The following is a 17,648-nucleotide window of genomic DNA, read 5'->3' on the forward strand; positions in this document are numbered from 1 at the left end:
ACCGGTCAGGTCGCCGGCCCGGACCTGGGCACCTTCACCGTCACCCGCAGACCGTGCGGCTCGTGGCGGTCGTAGGCGATGGAGCCGCCGCCCGCCGCGAGCAGGGCCCGGGAGATGGAGAGGCCGAGGCCCGAGCCCTTGATGTTCTGGTGGGCGGTGCTGCGCCAGAAGCGGTCGCCGATGCGGGCCAGGTCCTCGTCGCCGAGACCGGGGCCGCCGTCGGTGACCACGACGGTCGAGGCCTCGCCGTTCGAGGCGACGGTGACCTCGACGCACTCTCCCTCGGGCGTGAACTTGACCGCGTTGTCGATCACCGCGTCCAGGGCGCTGGACAGGGTGATGGGATCGGCCCAGGCGGTGGTGGGCGGGCAGTCCCCCGTGAGCCGTACGCCCTTGCGGTCGGCGACCGGCTGCCAGGACGCCACGCGCTCGGCGGCCAGCGCGCCGATGTCGGTCAGGCGGACATCGGCCTCGGCGTGCTCGGCGAGCGCCAGGTCGAGCAGGTCGTCGAGCACCTGGGTGAGCCGCTTGCCCTCGGTGCGGACCGAGGCGATCTCCTCGTTGTCCTCGGGCAGTTCGAGGGCGAGCAGCTCGATCCGCAGCAGCAACGCCGAGAGCGGGTTGCGCAGTTGGTGGGAGGCGTCGGCGACGAAGGCCCGCTGCTGCTCCAGCACGCTCTCCACGTTGTCGGCCATCTCGTTGAACGACCGTGCCAGACGCTGGAGTTCGGGCGGCCCGCCGGCGGGCGCGACCCGGGACTTCAACCGTCCGGTCGCGATGTCGTGGGTGGTGGCGTCGAGGACGCGTACGGGTCTTAGCACCCAGCCGGTCAGCCGCAGCGCGGCGCCGAGCGCGAGCAGCATCGCGGCGATCTCGCCCGCCCCGATGATCAGCCAGCCGTGCAGGGTCCCGGAACGCATCTGCCCCGTGGGCGAGTCGGTGACGACGACGGCGATGACGTCGCCGTCCCGGATGACCGGGGAGGCGACGACGAGACGGTGCTGCTGCCAGGGCCAGACCTGCTCGGGGTCGTGGCTGCGGCGGCTGACGAGCGCCTCGTTGAAGGCTTCGCGGGCCGCACCGGACGACGGCAGGAGCCAGTTCTCCGGGGCGTTCGCCATCGGCTCGTCGTCGCGGTAGAAGACGCCGACCCGGATGCCGTACACCTCGTAGTAGCGGGCGAGTTCGGTGCGCAGGGTCTCGCCGCGCTCGTCCGGGAACCCCGCCCGGGACCGGCTCGGGGAGTCGGTCACGTACTGGGCGAGGGCGGCGAAGCGCGCGGTGTCGTCGATGCGGTCGACGACCACGCGCTGCTGCTGCGCCGCCGCCACGCTCACCGCGAGCGGGACGCCGAGCGCGAGCAGCACGGCCGCCATCAGGACGATGAGCAGCGGCAGGAGGCGGGTGCGCACCTGTGCCCGCTACGCGGCCGGGGCGACGAGCCGGTACCCGACGCCGCGTACGGTCTCGATCAGCGCGGGCATGCGCAGCTTGGAGCGCAGCGACGCCACGTGCACCTCCAGGGTGCGGCCGGTCCCCTCCCAGCTGGTCCGCCAGACCTCGCTGATGATCTGCTCCCGGCGGAACACGACCCCGGGGCGCTGGGCCAGCAGGGCGAGCAGGTCGAACTCCTTGCGGGTCAGCTGGACCGCCGAACCGTCCACGGTGACCTGGCGGTTGAGGAGTTCGATGCGCACGGACCCGAGGAGGACCAGGTCCTCGCCGGCCGCCGCCGTGTCGTCGTGGGCGCTGCGCCTGCTGACGGCGTGGATCCGGGCGAGCAGTTCACCGGTGTCGTACGGCTTCACGACGTAGTCGTCGGCGCCGAGGTTGAGGCCGTGGATGCGGGAACGGACGTCCGCGCGCGCGGTGACCATGATCACGGGTGTGGCTGTCCGCTTGCGGATCTTGCCGCAGACCTCGTAGCCGTCCTGGTCGGGCAGCCCGAGGTCGAGCAGGACGACGCCGAAGCCGTCGCTCTCGGGGACGAGGGCGCGCAGGGCCTCCTCGCCGCTGCGGGCATGGGTCACCTCGAAGCCGTGCCGTGCCAGCACCGCGGACAGGGCGGCGGCGACGTGGTTGTCGTCCTCGACGAGGAGCAGTCTCATTCCGGCCCCCTCCGGCTCATCGGCCGTACCGTGTCGTCGGTACGGTCCCGGGTCTCTTGCGTCGTACGGTCTCGGGTCTCATCGGTCGAACGGTCCCCGTTTCAACAAAGTGGTGCACGCGCGCGTGCACCAAGGAAGTCACGCCGATGGACAAGGACGGCGTCAAGGGGCTTCGGGTTGCCCGGGGCTTCCGTTACCCAGCCGGTACGCGCGTCCGTGCGGTCGCTACGACACGTGTCCGATTGCTATCGGATCGTGATGCTCAGATTCCCCTCAGATGTAATGACGCTGGTCGTAAGGGGTCACTACTGTCCTCGGAAACCGAGGAGGACGGAGCCCCAAAGCGATGACCGATGCATCGGTGGCCAAGGACGCCATGGCCGGGACCGACGAACTGGTCGTCCTGAAGAGCGTCGACAAGCATTTTGGCGCGTTGCACGTGCTCCAGGACATCGACCTGACGATCACCCGTGGCGAGGTCGTCGTGGTCATCGGGCCCTCCGGGTCCGGGAAGTCCACCCTGTGCCGCACGATCAACCGTCTGGAGACGATCGATTCGGGTGACATCTCGATCGACGGAAAGCCGCTGCCCCAGGAGGGCAAGGCGCTCGCACGGCTCCGGTCCGACGTGGGCATGGTCTTCCAGTCCTTCAACCTCTTCGCGCACAAGACCGTGCTCGAGAACGTGATGCTGGGACAGATCAAGGTCCGCAAGACCGGCCGGCAGGCGGCGGAGGAGAAGGCGCGCGCCCTGCTCGACCGCGTCGGCGTCGGCACACAGGCCGACAAGTACCCGGCGCAGCTCTCGGGCGGCCAGCAGCAACGCGTGGCCATCGCACGGGCGTTGGCGATGGACCCGAAGGTCATGCTCTTCGACGAGCCGACCTCGGCGCTGGACCCCGAGATGATCAACGAGGTCCTCGAGGTCATGCAGCAGCTCGCCCGGGACGGCATGACGATGATCGTCGTCACCCACGAGATGGGCTTCGCCCGCTCGGCCGCCAACCGCGTCGTCTTCATGGCTGACGGCCGCATCGTCGAAGAGGCCGCGCCGGACCAGTTCTTCAGCAACCCGCGCAGCGACCGCGCCAAGGATTTCCTGTCGAAGATCCTGCACCACTGACGTTCCTGCACCACTGACGTCTCCGCACCACTGACGGTTCGGCACCCGCGGGACCGGGTCCCCGGAGGGACCTGCGCGCCCTCCGGAGGGATGGACCGCGTCCCCGTCCGGGGCGCCCCGCACGTCGACGGCCCGTACTTCACTCAGACCCGAAGGATGTTCACCATGAAGCTCCGCAACGCAGCCACCGCTTCGGCCGCCGTACTCGCGCTCGCCGTGACCGCCACCGCGTGCGGTTCGAGCGACAAGAACGACAGCGGGTCGTCGGGCGGCGGAAACATCAAGATCGGCATCAAGTACGACCAGCCCGGTCTCGGCCTGAAGCAGCCGGACGGCTCCTTCGCCGGTTTCGACGTGGACGTCGCGACCTACGTGGCCAAGGAACTCGGCTACAAGCCCAGCCAGATCCAGTTCGTCGAGACCAAGAGCGCCGACCGCGAGAACGCGATCGCCCGCGGTGACGTGAAGTTCATCGCGGCCACCTACTCGATCACCGACGAGCGCAAGCAGAAGGTCGACTTCGCCGGCCCGTACCTGCTGGCCCACCAGGACCTGCTCGTCAAGGCCAACTCGACCATCGCCAAGGGCACGGACCTCAACGGCAAGAAGCTCTGCTCCGTGACCGGTTCGACCTCGGCGCAGAACGTCCACGACACCATCGCCCCGAAGGCCAACCTGAAGCAGTACAGCGGCTACTCGGAGTGCATCGCCGCCCTGCAGAGCGGCGCCGTCGACGCAGTGACCACCGACGACTCGATCCTCGCGGGCTTCGCCTCGCAGGACAAGTACAAGGGCCAGTTCAAGCTCGCCGGCCTCAAGCTGAGCAACGAGAACTACGGCATCGGCCTGAAGAAGGGCGACACCGCGCTGGAGAAGAAGATCAACGCCGCGCTGCAGAAGATGGTCAGCGACGGTTCCTGGAACAAGGCGGTCACGAAGAACTTCGGCCCGGCGGAGTACAAGAACGAGCCGGCTCCGAAGATCGGCGTGATCGTCAAGTAGTCCTCGCCCACGAGGCGACGCAGGGCCCTCGGCCAACGCGGGAATCCGCGGTTCACGGGGGGCTGAGCAGGGGTGCCGCCGCCGCGATCACGGCGGCGGCACACCACCGCCCGCCCCGTCCGCCACGTTCACCACCACCCGGAAGCGCGGGAGATCGTGTTCGACTTTCTTCAAGGTTATGACGTCCTGGGGGCGTTCTGGATGACGGTGAAACTCACCGTCCTCTCCGCCCTCGGCTCCCTGGTCCTGGGCACCCTGCTGGCCGCGATGCGCGTCAGCCCGATCCCGCTCATGCGCGGATTCGGCACCGCCTACGTGAACATCGTCCGGAACATCCCCCTGACGATCATCATCCTGTTCAGCTCGCTCGGGCTCGCCGACATCTTCGGCGTGTCGATGGGCGCGTCCGACTTCGCCGTCCAGGGCTTCCGGCTCGCGGTGCTCAGTCTCGTCGTCTACCACGCGGCCTTCGTCTGCGAGGCGCTGCGTTCGGGCATCAACACCGTTCCGGTCGGACAGGCCGAGGCGGCCCGGGCGATCGGGCTCGGCTTCGGCCAGACCCTGCGGCTGATCGTGCTGCCGCAGGCGTTCCGGGCCGTCGTCGTCCCGCTGGCGAACGTGCTGATCGCCCTGACCAAGAACACGACCGTGGCCGCCGCGATCGGCGTGGCCGAGGCCGCCACCCTGATGAAGACGATGATGGAGAACGAGGCCCAGACGGTCCTCATCGCCGCCGTCTTCGCCTTCGGGTTCGTGGTCCTGACCCTCCCCACCGGCCTCTTCCTCGGCTGGCTGGGCAAGCGACTGGCGGTGAAGCGATGACCTCCGTCCTCTACGACGCCCCCGGCCCCCGGGCCAGGCGCCGCAATGTGCTCCTCTCCGTCCTCTTCTCCGTCCTCCTGGCGGCGCTGCTGTGGTGGGTATGGCAGGCCCTGGACGACAAGGGCCAGCTCAAATGGGCCCTGTGGCAGCCCTTCACCACGGCGGACGCCTGGAACACGTATCTGCTGCCGGGCCTGTGGGGCACGCTGAAGGCCGCCGCGCTCAGCATGGTCATCGCCCTCCCGCTGGGCGCCGTCCTCGGCATCGCCCGTCTCTCCGACCACCGCTGGGTGCGTGTTCCCGTCGGGGCCGTGGTCGAGTTCTTCCGGTCCATCCCCGTTCTGCTGCTCATGCTGTTCGCGAACGAGCTCTACGCCCAGTCCTCGAACATCGCCAGCGAGTACCGTCCGCTCTACGCGGTGGTCACCGGCCTCGTGCTCTACAACGCCTCGGTCCTCGCCGAGGTCGTCCGGGCGGGCGTCCTCGCGCTCCCCAAGGGACAGACGGAGGCCGCGTACGCGATCGGGCTGCGCAAGGGCCAGACGATGACCAGCATCCTGCTGCCGCAGTCGGTCACCGTGATGCTCCCGGCGATCGTCAGCCAGCTCGTCGTCATCGTGAAGGACACCGCACTGGGCGGTGTGATGATCAGCTACGCGGAACTCCTCAGCGCGCGCAGCACCCTCGCCGCCAACTACGCGAACGTCATCCAGAGCTTCGTCGTCGTCGCCGTCATCTTCATCATCCTGAACTTCACGCTCACCAGCTTCGCCTCCTGGCTGGAGGGGCGGCTGCGCCGGGGCAAGAAGACGACCGGCGCGGTGCTCTCGCCGAACGACGCGACCATCGCCGGCACGGCCGCGACGGGTGCCGGCGGCGGAGTCGCCTGAGCCCGGCTCGGACGGGCCCCGAGTCGACGATGTCCGAGCGGTTCTGACGAATCGTCCGAACATCAGTCGATCGGTGTGACCGAAGGGGTCAGTGACGTGACCGCCACTGACCCCGTCACTTGACGCAAGCAGCGGCAATGGGTTGCATACGTTCTGTGATCGTGCACCCTGCTCCACCTGCCTGTTCCCGTACGTCCCTCAGGACACAGCTCCGTGCAGGGGGCACCGCGCCGTGGACCCGGTGATCATCGTCGGTGCGGGGCCCGTGGGGCTGACTCTGGCCCTTGCGCTGGCCCGCCAGGAGGTTCCCTCCATCGTCCTCGACGAGGGGCCGGGCAAGGACGAACTGCGGCTCGCGCGGACCGTGGTGCTGCGCGAGGACACGGCCGCGCTCGTCGAGCGGCTGACCGGGCTGCCCCTGGACGACGCCGGTTTCCGCTGGGCCGGATGGCGGTCGATGCGGCGCAGGCAGGTGATGCGCGAGATCGCGTTCGGGGAGGCCGCCGGGGGTGCCGCGGGAGCGGGCGATCCCCTCGGCGCCGAGGTCCCGCGGGGCGACGGTCCTCGGGGGGCCGTCGCCGCGCGCGGTACCGGCTCCGCCTGGAGCGCGGAAGGTCCGGGCGAGGGCGAGGAGTTCAACGCTCCGCTGCACATCACGCAGCACGCGCTGACCGGCGCCCTGCGCGAGGCCATCATCCACGAGCGGCTGGTCAAGGTCGCCGTGCACAGCCGCCTCGACTCCGTCGAGCAGGACGCCTCCGGGGTCACGGCGCACACCCGGGGCCCCGACGGCACCTGGTGGCGCGGCAGCTATCTGATCGGCTGCGACGGCCCGCGGTCGACGGTGCGCAAGCTCCAGGACATCCGCTTCCCCGGGCGCACGGCCGTCGAACGGCACGCCGTGGCGGCCCTGCGGACGGAACTGCCCTGGCCCGGAGAAGCGTTGCTGCACCGGATGACCCCCTGGCGCACCTCGGGCCCCTCCACCGGTGAGGTGAGCGCCCGTCCGCTCGCCGAGGACGTCTGGCGCCTGGACTGGCTGCTGCCCCCGGGCAAGGACCTCGTCACGCCGGACCTGCTGGTCGCCCGCATCCGGGAGACCCTCGCGGGCTGGAGCGGCGGCGCCACACCCGCGTACGAACTCCTCGACACCGGGGTCCACACCGTCCACCACCGGCTGGCCCGGCGCTGGCGCGTCGGGCGGGTCTTCCTCGCCGGGGACGCGGCCCATCTGCTCGGCGCCCTCGGCACGCAAGGACTCGACGAGGGACTGCGGGACGCCGACAACCTCGCCTGGAAACTGGCGCTCGGCTGGCACCACGGCCCGCACCCGGCGCTCCTCGACAGCTACCAGACCGAGCGGCGCGCGGTCGTCGCCGCCCGGCTGCGCGCCGCCGACCAGGCGCTGCCCCTGCTGCGGACCGGCGGCGGTCTGCGCGCCTACGTCCCCGGGGCAGCCCGCGGTCACGACGCGCTGCTCACGGACGGCCACCTGGGGAGCGGTCCTCTGGGTGCTCCGGGGGCGTACACCGGCTCCCCGCTCATGCCGCCGCCCGCCGAGTCGCACACCCCGGTCGCCACCGAGCCCGGCGCTCCGGTCGTCGACGTGCGGGTGACCGCGGAGGACGGCTCGTTCGTACCGCTGCGCGAGCGGCTCGGACGCGGGGTCCTGCTCGTGGTGCTGATCGCTCCGGGTACAGGGGTATGGGCGCGCAAGCACTGGGTGACGGCCGGTGTCATGCCACGGCTCGCCGCCGCCGTGACCGCCCTGCCGCACCCCGCCGAACTCCTCGTCGCGGAGAGCTACCCCGGCGCGGCGGCGCACACCGTGCTGCTGATCCGGCCCGACGGCCACCTGGTCACCGCGCTCGCCGGGGTCCGGCCGGCCGATCTGTACGAGGCGGCCGAGGCGGCCCTCGGCGGACCGGCGAACGCGGACGCGGAGAGCGCCACGGAGGCCGCCACCGGGGTCCGCAGTTGAACGCCCGGTGACCGTCCGGCCCGGGAACTCCCTGCTCCCCGGGCCGTCACGGTCCACATGGTGACGGTGAGTTGACCGGCCTCCGGCTCCATGGTCTACTCCGGATCGTGACCGACACCTGTGTGCGCCTGTGGCGGAGGGTCCATATGGACCTCGTCCGCTACGCGGGCTGCGTGTGTCGTCCGTCCTTCTGACTTCGCATCCTTCCTCCGCGCGCCGCCCTCTGCCGCCGCGCGCTCCTTCCGCGAACTCTCAGGACGGTCCCCGTGTCTGTGCCACCTCCTGTCTCCACACCTGTACCCGTCGCCGCGTCCTCCGCCGACTCCCTGCCGTCCGCCGTGTCCGGCGACGCGCGCCCTCCGACCCAGGCCGACCTGCTGGCCTTCGTGCGCCGCACGGCGGCCGACGCCGAACTGATCGCCTCGCTCCCCCTCGACCCCGAGGGCCGCACCTGGGTACGGCTCGAAGGCCCCGGCGGCAGCGAGGCCTGGCTCATCGGCTGGCCTCCCGGCACCGGGACCGGCTGGCACGACCACGCCGAGTCGGTCGGCGCCTTCCTCACCGCGGCGGGCGAACTGAAGGAGAACTCGCTCGCCGCCCGGCTCCCCGCCGACGGCTGGAAGACCCTGGAACTCGCCGAGGAGATCGACCGGCAGCGAAGGCTCCCCGCAGGGACCGGCCGCGGCTTCGGCCGCCATCACGTGCACGAGGTGCTCAACGAGTCCACCGAGGAGCACGCGATCTCGGTCCACGCCTACTACCCGCCGCTCCCGCAGATCCGCCGCTACAGCCGGACGGGTCAGATCCTGCGCCTGGAGCACGTCGAGCGACCGGAGGACTGGCAGTGAGCGACATCGGACAGCCCGCGCAGCCCGTGGGCATCGACGCCTTGCTGGAACAGGTCCGCGCGGGTCTCGACCGCGTCGAGGCCGAGGAGGCCTTCAAGGCCGTGGAACGAGGGGAGGCGCTGCTCGTCGACACCCGTTACGCCGCCCTGCGCGAGCGGGACGGTCTGGTCCCGGGCGCCCTTGTGATCGAGCGCAACGAACTGGAGTGGCGGCTGGACCCCACGGGCAGTCACCGCGTCCCCGAGGCCACCGGTCATGACCTGCGGATCGTGCTGTTCTGCAACGAGGGGTACGCCTCGAGTCTCGCCGCCGAGTCCCTGCGGCGGCTGGGCCTGCGCAGGGCGACCGATCTTGTCGGCGGCTTCCAGGCGTGGAAGAGCGCCGGCCTTCCGGTGACGACCGCGTCGGCCGACCCGGAGAACTGACCGCCCACGGCCCTCGGGGGCTGCGCATCTCCGGCCCCCGGGGACTGCTGCCCTCTGGCGCCCGGAACTGCGACTCTCCGGGCCCCCGGGACTTCGGCCCTCCAGACTCCCGGAACTGCGACTCTCCGGGCCCCCGGGACTTCGGCCCTGGGACTTCGGCCCTCCGGGCTCCCGGGTTACGGCTCTCTCGGACTCCGAGGCTCTCTGACTCTGAGGCTCTGGGAATCTGAGGCTCTGGGACTCCGGGGGCCTGGGCTGCTCAGAACCCCTCGTCCCCGAGGCCCTCCGTGTCCTCGCCCTCTTCCTCGAGGGCTTGGCGGACCACTCGCAGGGCCATGCCCTGGGAGTAGCCCTTGCGGGCGAGCATGCCGGCGAGGCGTCTCAGCCGCTTGTCGCGGTCGAGTCCACGGGTGGAGCGCAGCTTGCGCGCGACGAGTTCACGCGCGGTCGCCTCCTCCTGGTCGGAGTCGAGCTGTCCTACGGCCTCGTCGATCAGCGTCGCTTCCACGCCCTTGGTCCGCAGTTCCTGGACGAGCGCCCGCCGGGCCAGCCCTCGTCCGTGGTGCCGCGACTCGACCCAGGCGTCGGCGAAGGCGCCGTCGTTGATCAGCCCGACCTCCTCGAACCGTGACAGCACGGCGTCCGCCACGTCGTCGGGGATCTCGCGTTTGCGCAAGGCGTCCGCCAGCTGCTTGCGCGTGCGCGGGGTCCCGGTGAGCAGGCGCAGACAGATCGCCCGTGCCCGCTCAGCCGGGTCCGCAGGGGACTCCCTCTTCTCGGCCCTCGACGAGGAGGAGGTGTCTTCGTCCCTCGGGTCGCCGGACGGCTCGCCGAAACCGCCGCTCCGTCGACGACCCCTTCCACCACGCGGTCCGCCCCGGGCGCGTCCACCGCGCCGGGAGACCGCGTCCGGCGAACCGTGACCGCCCGGCGGGCCGTCACCACGCCGTGCGTCACCGCCGCCCGTCGAACCGCCGCCGCCCGGATCACCCTCGTCCGGACCGGCGCCGTGAAAACCGTCGGATTCGTAGAACCCGTCGTCGGATCCGTGGAACCCGAGGTCGGATCCGTGGAACTCGGCGTCGGTGCCGTACGGCTGACCGCCGTACCCCCCGGCACCGCCGTACGGTCCCTCGTCGTCTCCGTCCGGGCCGCCGTCTCCCCCGCCGTACCCCTGCCCCGGCTCCAGCGGGGTGGGGGAATTGGCGTACTCGGCCCAGTCGGTTCGTCGTGTCATGGACTAGCTCTTGGCCGCCGCGGCCCTGGACTTGGTGGCCTTGGCAGCCGGAGCGGGCACCGTCTTCGCGGCGTCCTCCGGGGTGGCCGCGACCGCAGCGTCCGTGCCCGGCTCGGCCGCGGGCTGCTCGGGCCGCACGCCGACGCCCAGCTTCTCCTTGATCTTCTTCTCGATCTCGTTGGCGAGGTCGGGGTTGTCCTTCAGGAAGTTGCGGGCGTTCTCCTTACCCTGGCCGAGCTGGTCGCCCTCGTACGTGTACCAGGCGCCGGCCTTGCGGACGAAGCCGTGCTCGACGCCCATGTCGATCAGACCGCCCTCGCGGCTGATGCCCTGGCCGTAGAGGATGTCGAACTCGGCCTGCTTGAAGGGCGGCGAGACCTTGTTCTTGACGACCTTGACGCGGGTGCGGTTGCCGACCGCCTCCGTGCCGTCCTTCAGCGTCTCGATGCGGCGGATGTCGAGGCGCACCGAGGCGTAGAACTTCAGCGCCCGGCCACCCGTCGTGGTCTCCGGCGAGCCGAACATCACGCCGATCTTCTCGCGGAGCTGGTTGATGAAGATCGCCGTGGTCTTCGACTGGTTGAGCGCGCTGGTGATCTTGCGCAGGGCCTGGCTCATCAGACGGGCCTGGAGACCCACGTGAGAGTCACCCATCTCGCCCTCGATCTCGGCCCGCGGCACCAGGGCGGCGACGGAGTCGATGACGATGAGGTCGAGCGCGCCGGAGCGGACGAGCATGTCCACGATCTCCAGAGCCTGCTCGCCGTTGTCGGGCTGCGACAGGATCAGGCTGTCGATGTCGACGCCGAGCTTCTTCGCGTACTCGGGGTCGAGGGCGTGCTCGGCGTCGATGAACGCCACCTGGCCGCCGGCCTTCTGCGCGTTCGCCACCGCGTGCAGGGTGAGGGTCGTCTTACCGGAGGACTCCGGGCCGTACACCTCCACCACACGGCCGCGCGGCAGGCCGCCGACGCCGAGGGCCACGTCGAGCGCGGTCGACCCGGTCGGGATGACCTCGATGGGCTCATTCGGCCGCTCGCCCAGGCGCATCACTGCACCCTTGCCGAACTGCCGTTCAATCTGTGCGAGCGCGGCGTCGAGCGCCTTCTCGCGGTCGGTTCCTGCCATGGGTTCCACCCGGTTTGCTTGAGTCGATCGCTTCACGTCAAAGACGCTAACGCCTGCCACTGACAATGCGCCCCGACGCCCGTCCAGCCTGTGGATAACTCGGTCACATCTCTGTCGAAACCATGCCGAATCACCCGTCGAAAGCCCCGCCGGAACCTCCATGAGAATGGATGTTCGATTTTCGTGTCAAGCGCACCACGCGGCACTCCCGAGACTACGTTCGCGCTCCCACGACGCCCCGGGATTCCCGGAAACCCGCCCCGGCGCCCCGGCCCGGCGCACCTCCCGGTCCCCGGTACCCACCCCGTGCCGGGCCTACTCTCCCGGGCGTACGGCCACCACCTCCGGCCGTACGACGACGCCGACCGGCCCACCCGGCAGGCTGTGGGCCATGCCGACGACGACCCGACCCCTTTCACCACCGAGGCCCTCGCTCCGGCCGGCCGAGCGGCTCTGCCACGCGACGGGCGCCCTGCTCGTCCTGTCGGGCCTCCTGCATCTGGTGGTCTTCGCCGTCGACGGCGGCCCCTGGGACGGTCCCGTGTCCTGGCGCAAGCCCGTGACCTTCGGGCTCTCCTTCGGACTGACCCTGATGGCGATCACCTGGGTCACGTCGTACGTGCGGATGGAGGCGAGGGTGCGCGGCGTACTGCTCCTGGTGTTCGCCGCGGACTGCGTGGTGGAAGTCGGCGGGATCACCCTCCAGGCGTGGCGCCGGGTCCCCTCGCATCTCGACATGGAGACCGGCTTCGACACGGCGGTGTCCATGACGCTCGCGGTCGGCGGCGCGGTTCTGGTCGTGGTGCTGACCGCGTTCGCGGTCGCCTCGTTCCGGAGCCGTCCCGACGGCCCCGCCGGCATGCCGCTCGCCGTGCGCTCGGGGTTCGCGGTCCTGCTGCTCGCGCTGGCCTCCGGCGCCGTGATGATCGCGCGCGGGGTCGTTCTGACCAGGACCGGCCATCAGGAGGCCGCGTACCACTCGACGGCTCCGCTCAAGCCGCTGCACGGGGTGAGCCTGCACGCCGTGCTGGTGCTGCCGGCGCTGGCCTGGCTGCTCGCCCGGACCGGCTGGAGCCAGGAGCGCAGGGAGCGGATCGTGCGGGCGGCGGTCTGGTGCTACGCGGCCGCCGTCCTCGTGACAGGGGTCCAGGCGGTCCTCACCTGGTGAGCGTCACGGTCGCCGCGCCCCGTCGTCGCCTGCGCCTCCGGCGCGCCCGGCCCCGGCGGCCGTCACCGACACGAAGCTCGGCCGCCGTCGCCTCCCCGGCGCCGGGACCTCGTGACCGTCAGCGGCCGAGCTGGCGTCGCACGCGGGTGAGGAGCCCTTCCGAGCTGCGCGTGCGGTGGCCGTGCACCCGCGGGTCGTCCGTGACGTCGTAGCGCTTCACGTACGCCCCGAGGAACGCCTGCAGGGTCGCGACCGCGGGGATGGCGATCAGCGCGCCGACGGCGCCGAGGAGCGCGGTGCCCGCGATCACCGATCCGAAGGCGACCGCGGGGTGGATGTCGACCGTCCTGGAGGTCAGCTTGGGCTGGAGCATGTAGTTCTCGAACTGCTGGTAGACCACCACGAAGACGAGCACCCACAGCGCGTACCAGGGGTCGATCGTGAACGCGATCAGCATCGGCAGGGCGCCCGCGAGATAGGTGCCGATGGTCGGGATGAACTGCGAGACCAGACCGACCCACACACCGAGCACCGGCGCGTAGGGCACGCCCAGCGCCTCCAGCAGGATGTAGTGGGCGATGCCCGAGATGAGGGCCATCAGGCCGCGCGAGTACAGGTAGCCGCCGGTCTTGTCGACGGCGATCTCCCAGGCGCGCAGCACCTCGGCCTGCCGGGCCGGCGGCAGCACCGAGCACAGCGCGCGCCGCAGCCGGGGTCCGTCGGCGGCGAAGTAGAACGAGAACAGCGCGACGGTCAGCAGCTGGAAGAGCCCGCCGAGCACCTGCCCGGACACGTCCAGGACGCCGGTGGCGCTGTTCTGTACGTACTTGCGCAGCCAGTCGGAGTGGAGCAGTCCCTCCTGGATGTCGACCCGTCTGAGGTCGGTGTGGAAGTGCGCGTTGGTCCAGTTGATGAGCGAGTCGAGGTAGTCCGGGAAGCCCTCGATCATCTTGATGATCTGGCCCGCGAGCATCGAGCCGAGCAGCGTGACGAACCCGGCGATCATGATGAGCGAGCCGAGGAAGACCAGGAAGGTGGCCAGTCCCCTGCGCATGCCCCGAGAGGCCATCCAGGAGACGGCCGGTTCTATCGCGAGGGCGAGGAAGAACGAGATCAGGATGTTGATCAGCAGGCCGGTGAGCTGGTGGAAGGCCCAGCTGCCGAGCTGGAACACGGCGACGAGCGTGAGCGCGAGCACCATGGCGCGCGGCAGCCAGCGCGGCATGCGCACACCGGACCCGGCGGCGTCGGCCGCGGGCGGGCCGGGCGGCGTCGTGCCGAACGGTGATGACTGCTGATCGACCTGCGTGTTCTCGTCTGTCGGGGCCACCCGCCAAGTCTGGCCCACGCCACCGACACCGGATCCACGTCCCCCCGGTCTTTCCCGGTCCCCGCGTCCGCTTCAGTGGTTTTCGTACGGAACGTTCATCGTCGCGCACACCACGCGCCACACGTCCTTGGCCTCCCAGCCCGCGTCCAGCGCCTCGTGGACGGTGAGCCCGCCCAGTTCCGTCATCACGTGATCGCGCGCGAACGTCTCGGCGTACCCCGCGCCGAAGTGATCAGCCATTCGCTGCCAGAAGACCGTCAACCGCATGACACCAGTATCCCGCCCCTGAGAGTGGGCCCGGCCGGGGACCGCGTGCCGAGACCGCTTTCCGCCCTACGGTCTGACGCATGGCCGAAACCGGAGCATCTCCACTCCCCCAGACGCCCACCGCGCGATCGTCCCTCGCCCGTGCCGAGCAGTTCGTCTGGCTCACCGCGCGCGTGCTGGAACAGCGCCGCTTCGCCTTCCACTTCCTCGGCGGCGACGCCGAGGCGGTGGAGACGGCGCTGGCCGCCTACCGCAACGAGGACGAGGGGTACGGTCACGCGCTCGAACCCGATCTGCGCGGCCCGGTCAGCCAGCCGCTGCACACCGGGCACGCCCTGAGGGTGCTCGATTCGATCGGGCGCTGCGGCGGACAGCGCGTGGAGCGGGTGTGCCGCTATCTGACGTCCGTGTCGACCGCGGACGGCGCGCTCCCCGCCGTCCGTCCCAGCCAGCGCGGCTATCCGGCGGCCCCGTTCGTGCCGGTCGTCGACGACCCGCCGAGCGAGCTCCTGGCCACCGGCCCGGTCGTGGGCCTGCTGCACCGCAACGAGGTGTGGAACGCCTGGCTGTTCCGGGCCACCGACTTCTGCTGGCAGGCGGTGGAGTCCCTGGAGAAGTCGCATCCCTACGAGATCGAGGCGGCCGTCGCCTTCCTGGACTCCGCGGCCGACCGCTCGCGCGCGCAGGCGAGCGCCGACCGGCTGGGCCGGCTCGTGCGCGAGCAGCGACTCGCCGCGCTGGACCCCGGGCGCCTGGATGCCTACCCCGTCGCTCCGGGGTACGCGCCCGGTGAGCACCACTTCCCGCACGACTACGCGCGCACGCCGGACTCGCTCGCGCGCGCGTGGTTCACCGACGAGGAGATGGCCCGTTCGCTGGACCACCTCGCGGAGGAGCAGCAGGAGGACGGCGGGTGGCCGGTCCGCTGGCGCCAGTGGGCACCGGGCCCGGCACTGGAGAGCCGTCCCATCGTGACCATCGAGGCCCTGCGCACCCTCCAGGCGTACGCCCGGCCCGTCCACTGAGTCCGCCGGGGCCGCCGTCGGACGCGGTCACCGGTGGCGGCCCCGGCGCCCGGACGTCAGCCCGTCAGCGCGCGGACCCCGGCCGTCACCACGACAGCCGCGGCGACGACCACCAGGAACGGGGCGCGCAGGATCAGCGCGACGGCCGCCGCGGCGAGTCCGGCGGCCTTCGCGTCGACGACGAGGACCCGCCCGTCGGCGAAGGTCTGCTGGGCCGTGAGGGCGGCCAGCAGCGCCACGGGCAGCAGGGCGGCGAGGCGCTGCACCAGCGGCCGCTCCAGCACGCCCGCGGGGATCAGGAGGCCGACGAGCTTGACGGCGTAGCAGCCGACGGCGGTGACTGCGATGGCGATCCAGATGTTCACCGGTCTCCTCCTGACATGTCCGCCGGTCCGTCGTTCTCGTGCGCCGGCGCTCCGGGGCCGTCGTCGCGCGCGGCGGCCGACGGCTCCTCCGTCGCGGCCTCCGTCGCGGCCTCCGGCGTCGCGTCGGGCCCGGCGGCGACCGCGCCCGGCGTGGCGTCGGCGCGGCGGCGGCCCGTCACGTAGAGGACGGCGGGGGCGGCCAGGGCGGCCACCAGCACCGGCACTCCGGCGGGGAGCACGGGCAGCAGGCCGAGCCCCAGGAGGACGGCGATTCCCGCGACGGCGCGTTCCGTGGTGGTCTTCAGCATCGGCGCGAGCAGCGCGAGGAAGACCGCGGGCCCGGCCGCGTCCAGGCCCCAGGCGTCGGTGTCGCCGATGGCCTCGGCCCCGGCCGCGCCCAGCAGGGTGGTGAGGTTCCACAGCAGGTAGAGCGACAGGCCGGTGACGGTGAAGCCGATCCGCACACTGCGGCGGGTGGGCTGGGCGAGCGCCACGGCCGTGGTCTCGTCGATCACCCACTGGGCGGCGAACGGGCGCACCGCGCGCGGGAGGGCCAGAAGCTGGGACAGCCGCAGCCCGTAGAAGGCGTTGCGGACCCCGAGGAAGAAGGCGCCGGCGGCCGCGGTGAGGGGGTTGCCCCCGGCGGCGAGCGCGCCCACGAGCGCGAACTGCGACGCCCCGGTGAAGACCAGGAGGCTCAGGGCGCAGGTCTGGAGCAGGCTGAGCCCGCTGCCGGCCGAGGTCACTCCGAAGGCGAAACCGGACAGTCCGACGGCGACCCCGACGCCGAGGGCGTCTCGGACGACGGCGGCGTCGGGTTTTCCGCCTTCTTCACTGCGTATGTCTGGGAGAGCTGTCTGTTGTGCCACGCGTCGGACGCTACGGTGAGCGGCCGCCCCGCGTCTTGTACGTTCTTGCGCTCCCGCTGGTAGGCGCCCGGAGGCACGCCCACGATCCGGCTGAAGTGACGGTTGAGGTGGGGCTGGTCGGTGAAGCCGACGGTGACGGCCGCCTCGGCGGGCGTGGACCCGGCGTCCAGGAGCCGGCGTGCCCGGCGCACCCGCGCGTCCGTCAGCCAGGTGTGGGGCGGCATCCCGTAGGTGTCCCGGAACGCGCGCAGCAGCGCGAACGGGCTGGTGCCGAGGTCGGCCGCGAGGCGCTCCAGGGTCGGCGGCTCGGCCATCCGCTCGTCGAGCACGCCCCGCGCGCGTGCCGCGAGCCGGCCGCCGGCGGTGCGTACGGCCCGCTGTGGCATGGTCCCCCCGTTCAGGCGCAGCAGCCGGGTCACGGCGACCCGCAGCAGGGTGTCGGCGGCCAGCGCGTTGCCCTCCTCGGTCGCCCTGAGCACCTGGTGGACCAGCTTTGCGGCGTACGGGTCCTCGAGCACCGGGCGGCTGAATCCGGGGGTGCCGCGCAGCGTGGTGGTCTCGGCGGCGATCTCGGCCACCATGGCGGGCGAGGGGTAGACGGCGCCGTACCGCCAGCCCTCGGGAACACCCGCGCGCCCGGTGTGCGGGGTGTCGGGATTGACCAGGGCCAGCGAACCGGGGCCCACGTACTGGTCGGCGCCGCCGTGGTGGAAGACCTCGACGCCCTCGGCGACGGCGGCGATGACGAAGTTCTCGTGGGTGTGGCGCACGAAGATCTTCTCGACGTAGCGGGCCCGCAGCAGATCGACACCGGGCAGCTCCGCGTACTGCCAGTGCCGTGCCCGCTCCTGCCCCGAACCTGCCACCTCCTCATTGTCCGCCACCTCGTCCCGCCGCCTCGCCACCCCGTCGGCACTGGCCGCGGTCACCCTCACCACCTCGCCCCCTCCGCCACCTCGTCCCGCCGCCTCGCCACCTCGTCGGCACCGGCCGCGGTCACCCTCACCGCCTCGCCCCCTCCGCCACCGGCCGCCATCGGCCGCCATCGGCCGCCACCACG

The 17,648-nt window shown here is 71.5% G+C and carries 19 protein-coding genes; 10 read left to right on the forward strand and 9 right to left on the reverse strand.

Features of this window, described 5'->3' with window-relative positions; translation table 11 throughout:
• Positions 1 to 5: 5 nt before the first annotated feature.
• The gene (locus IO36_RS15560; RefSeq protein WP_037620310.1) at positions 6 to 1,412 is read right to left on the reverse strand and encodes a sensor histidine kinase; all 1,407 of its coding nucleotides are present in this window, start codon (positions 1,410 to 1,412) and stop codon (positions 6 to 8) included.
• A 9-nt stretch (positions 1,413 to 1,421) separates the two neighbouring features.
• Positions 1,422 to 2,108, reverse strand: a complete 687-nt coding sequence (locus IO36_RS15565) for a response regulator transcription factor (RefSeq protein ID WP_037620312.1) — start codon at positions 2,106 to 2,108, stop codon at positions 1,422 to 1,424.
• A 346-nt stretch (positions 2,109 to 2,454) separates the two neighbouring features.
• Between IO36_RS15565 and IO36_RS15570 the strand changes: the two genes are divergently transcribed.
• The 8 genes from IO36_RS15570 to IO36_RS15600 all read left to right on the forward strand — a co-directional run bounded on the left by IO36_RS15570 (position 2,455) and on the right by IO36_RS15600 (position 9,199).
• Positions 2,455 to 3,231 carry an amino acid ABC transporter ATP-binding protein gene (locus IO36_RS15570; protein ID WP_037620313.1) on the forward strand — a complete coding sequence of 259 codons (777 nt, stop codon included), beginning with the start codon at positions 2,455 to 2,457 and terminating at the stop codon, positions 3,229 to 3,231.
• A gap of 165 nt (positions 3,232 to 3,396) precedes the next feature.
• Positions 3,397 to 4,233, forward strand: coding sequence for a glutamate ABC transporter substrate-binding protein (locus tag IO36_RS15575; protein WP_037620480.1), 837 nt, complete (start codon positions 3,397 to 3,399; stop codon positions 4,231 to 4,233).
• A 156-nt stretch (positions 4,234 to 4,389) separates the two neighbouring features.
• Positions 4,390 to 5,055 (forward strand): amino acid ABC transporter permease, encoded by a 666-nt coding sequence (locus IO36_RS15580; protein ID WP_037620314.1) that lies wholly within the window; start codon positions 4,390 to 4,392, stop codon positions 5,053 to 5,055.
• Positions 5,052 to 5,945, forward strand: a complete 894-nt coding sequence (locus tag IO36_RS15585; protein ID WP_037620318.1) for an amino acid ABC transporter permease — start codon at positions 5,052 to 5,054, stop codon at positions 5,943 to 5,945. The genes IO36_RS15580 and IO36_RS15585 overlap by 4 nt, the downstream gene beginning before the upstream one ends.
• A gap of 232 nt (positions 5,946 to 6,177) precedes the next feature.
• On the forward strand, positions 6,178 to 7,926 hold the full coding sequence (locus tag IO36_RS15590) for an FAD-dependent monooxygenase (protein WP_037620319.1): 1,749 nt from the start codon (positions 6,178 to 6,180) through the stop codon (positions 7,924 to 7,926).
• A gap of 122 nt (positions 7,927 to 8,048) precedes the next feature.
• Positions 8,049 to 8,120 (forward strand): putative leader peptide, encoded by a 72-nt coding sequence (locus IO36_RS49180; protein WP_318658241.1) that lies wholly within the window; start codon positions 8,049 to 8,051, stop codon positions 8,118 to 8,120.
• 132 nt (positions 8,121 to 8,252) lie between these two features.
• Positions 8,253 to 8,774, forward strand: coding sequence for a cupin domain-containing protein (locus tag IO36_RS15595; protein ID WP_037620481.1), 522 nt, complete (start codon positions 8,253 to 8,255; stop codon positions 8,772 to 8,774).
• A complete protein-coding gene (locus IO36_RS15600) occupies positions 8,771 to 9,199 on the forward strand; it encodes a rhodanese-like domain-containing protein (protein WP_037620321.1) in 429 nt (142 codons plus the stop codon). Before IO36_RS15595 ends, IO36_RS15600 begins: the two co-directional genes overlap by 4 nt.
• 259 nt (positions 9,200 to 9,458) lie before the next feature.
• Here the strand turns inward: IO36_RS15600 and recX are convergent, their stop codons facing one another.
• Positions 9,459 to 10,436, reverse strand: a complete 978-nt coding sequence (recX, locus tag IO36_RS15605) for a recombination regulator RecX (protein ID WP_037620322.1) — start codon at positions 10,434 to 10,436, stop codon at positions 9,459 to 9,461.
• Positions 10,437 to 10,439: 3 nt separating this feature from the next.
• Positions 10,440 to 11,564, reverse strand: a complete 1,125-nt coding sequence (gene recA, locus IO36_RS15610) for a recombinase RecA (protein ID WP_037620325.1) — start codon at positions 11,562 to 11,564, stop codon at positions 10,440 to 10,442.
• A gap of 391 nt (positions 11,565 to 11,955) precedes the next feature.
• Here recA and IO36_RS15615 point away from each other — a divergent pair, with 391 nt between their 5' ends.
• Complete coding sequence (locus tag IO36_RS15615; RefSeq protein WP_037620327.1) at positions 11,956 to 12,732, forward strand: hypothetical protein; 777 nt, start codon at positions 11,956 to 11,958, stop codon at positions 12,730 to 12,732.
• A gap of 118 nt (positions 12,733 to 12,850) precedes the next feature.
• Here the strand turns inward: IO36_RS15615 and IO36_RS15620 are convergent, their stop codons facing one another.
• Both IO36_RS15620 and IO36_RS15625 read right to left on the reverse strand, forming a co-directional pair.
• Positions 12,851 to 14,062, reverse strand: coding sequence for an AI-2E family transporter (locus IO36_RS15620; RefSeq protein ID WP_078943222.1), 1,212 nt, complete (start codon positions 14,060 to 14,062; stop codon positions 12,851 to 12,853).
• Between the two features lie 72 nt (positions 14,063 to 14,134).
• Positions 14,135 to 14,329 carry a DUF3046 domain-containing protein gene (locus tag IO36_RS15625; protein ID WP_037620330.1) on the reverse strand — a complete coding sequence of 65 codons (195 nt, stop codon included), beginning with the start codon at positions 14,327 to 14,329 and terminating at the stop codon, positions 14,135 to 14,137.
• A gap of 80 nt (positions 14,330 to 14,409) precedes the next feature.
• Between IO36_RS15625 and IO36_RS15630 the strand changes: the two genes are divergently transcribed.
• Complete coding sequence (locus IO36_RS15630) at positions 14,410 to 15,354, forward strand: hypothetical protein (protein ID WP_037620333.1); 945 nt, start codon at positions 14,410 to 14,412, stop codon at positions 15,352 to 15,354.
• A gap of 56 nt (positions 15,355 to 15,410) precedes the next feature.
• Here IO36_RS15630 and IO36_RS15635 read toward each other — a convergent pair whose 3' ends face one another.
• From IO36_RS15635 to IO36_RS15640, 3 genes are read right to left on the reverse strand one after another with little or no spacing between them, the layout of a single operon-like run.
• Positions 15,411 to 15,719, reverse strand: coding sequence for an AzlD domain-containing protein (locus tag IO36_RS15635; RefSeq protein ID WP_037620336.1), 309 nt, complete (start codon positions 15,717 to 15,719; stop codon positions 15,411 to 15,413).
• A complete protein-coding gene (locus IO36_RS44505; protein WP_245173309.1) occupies positions 15,716 to 16,561 on the reverse strand; it encodes an AzlC family ABC transporter permease in 846 nt (281 codons plus the stop codon). The genes IO36_RS15635 and IO36_RS44505 overlap by 4 nt, the downstream gene beginning before the upstream one ends.
• Complete coding sequence (locus IO36_RS15640) at positions 16,462 to 17,454, reverse strand: AraC family transcriptional regulator (RefSeq protein WP_037620487.1); 993 nt, start codon at positions 17,452 to 17,454, stop codon at positions 16,462 to 16,464. The genes IO36_RS44505 and IO36_RS15640 overlap by 100 nt, the downstream gene beginning before the upstream one ends.
• Positions 17,455 to 17,648: the final 194 nt, after the last annotated feature.

The sequence above is a fragment of the Streptomyces aureus genome, assembly GCF_000725495.1.
In the GTDB taxonomy this organism is placed as follows: domain Bacteria; phylum Actinomycetota; class Actinomycetes; order Streptomycetales; family Streptomycetaceae; genus Streptomyces; species Streptomyces aureus_B.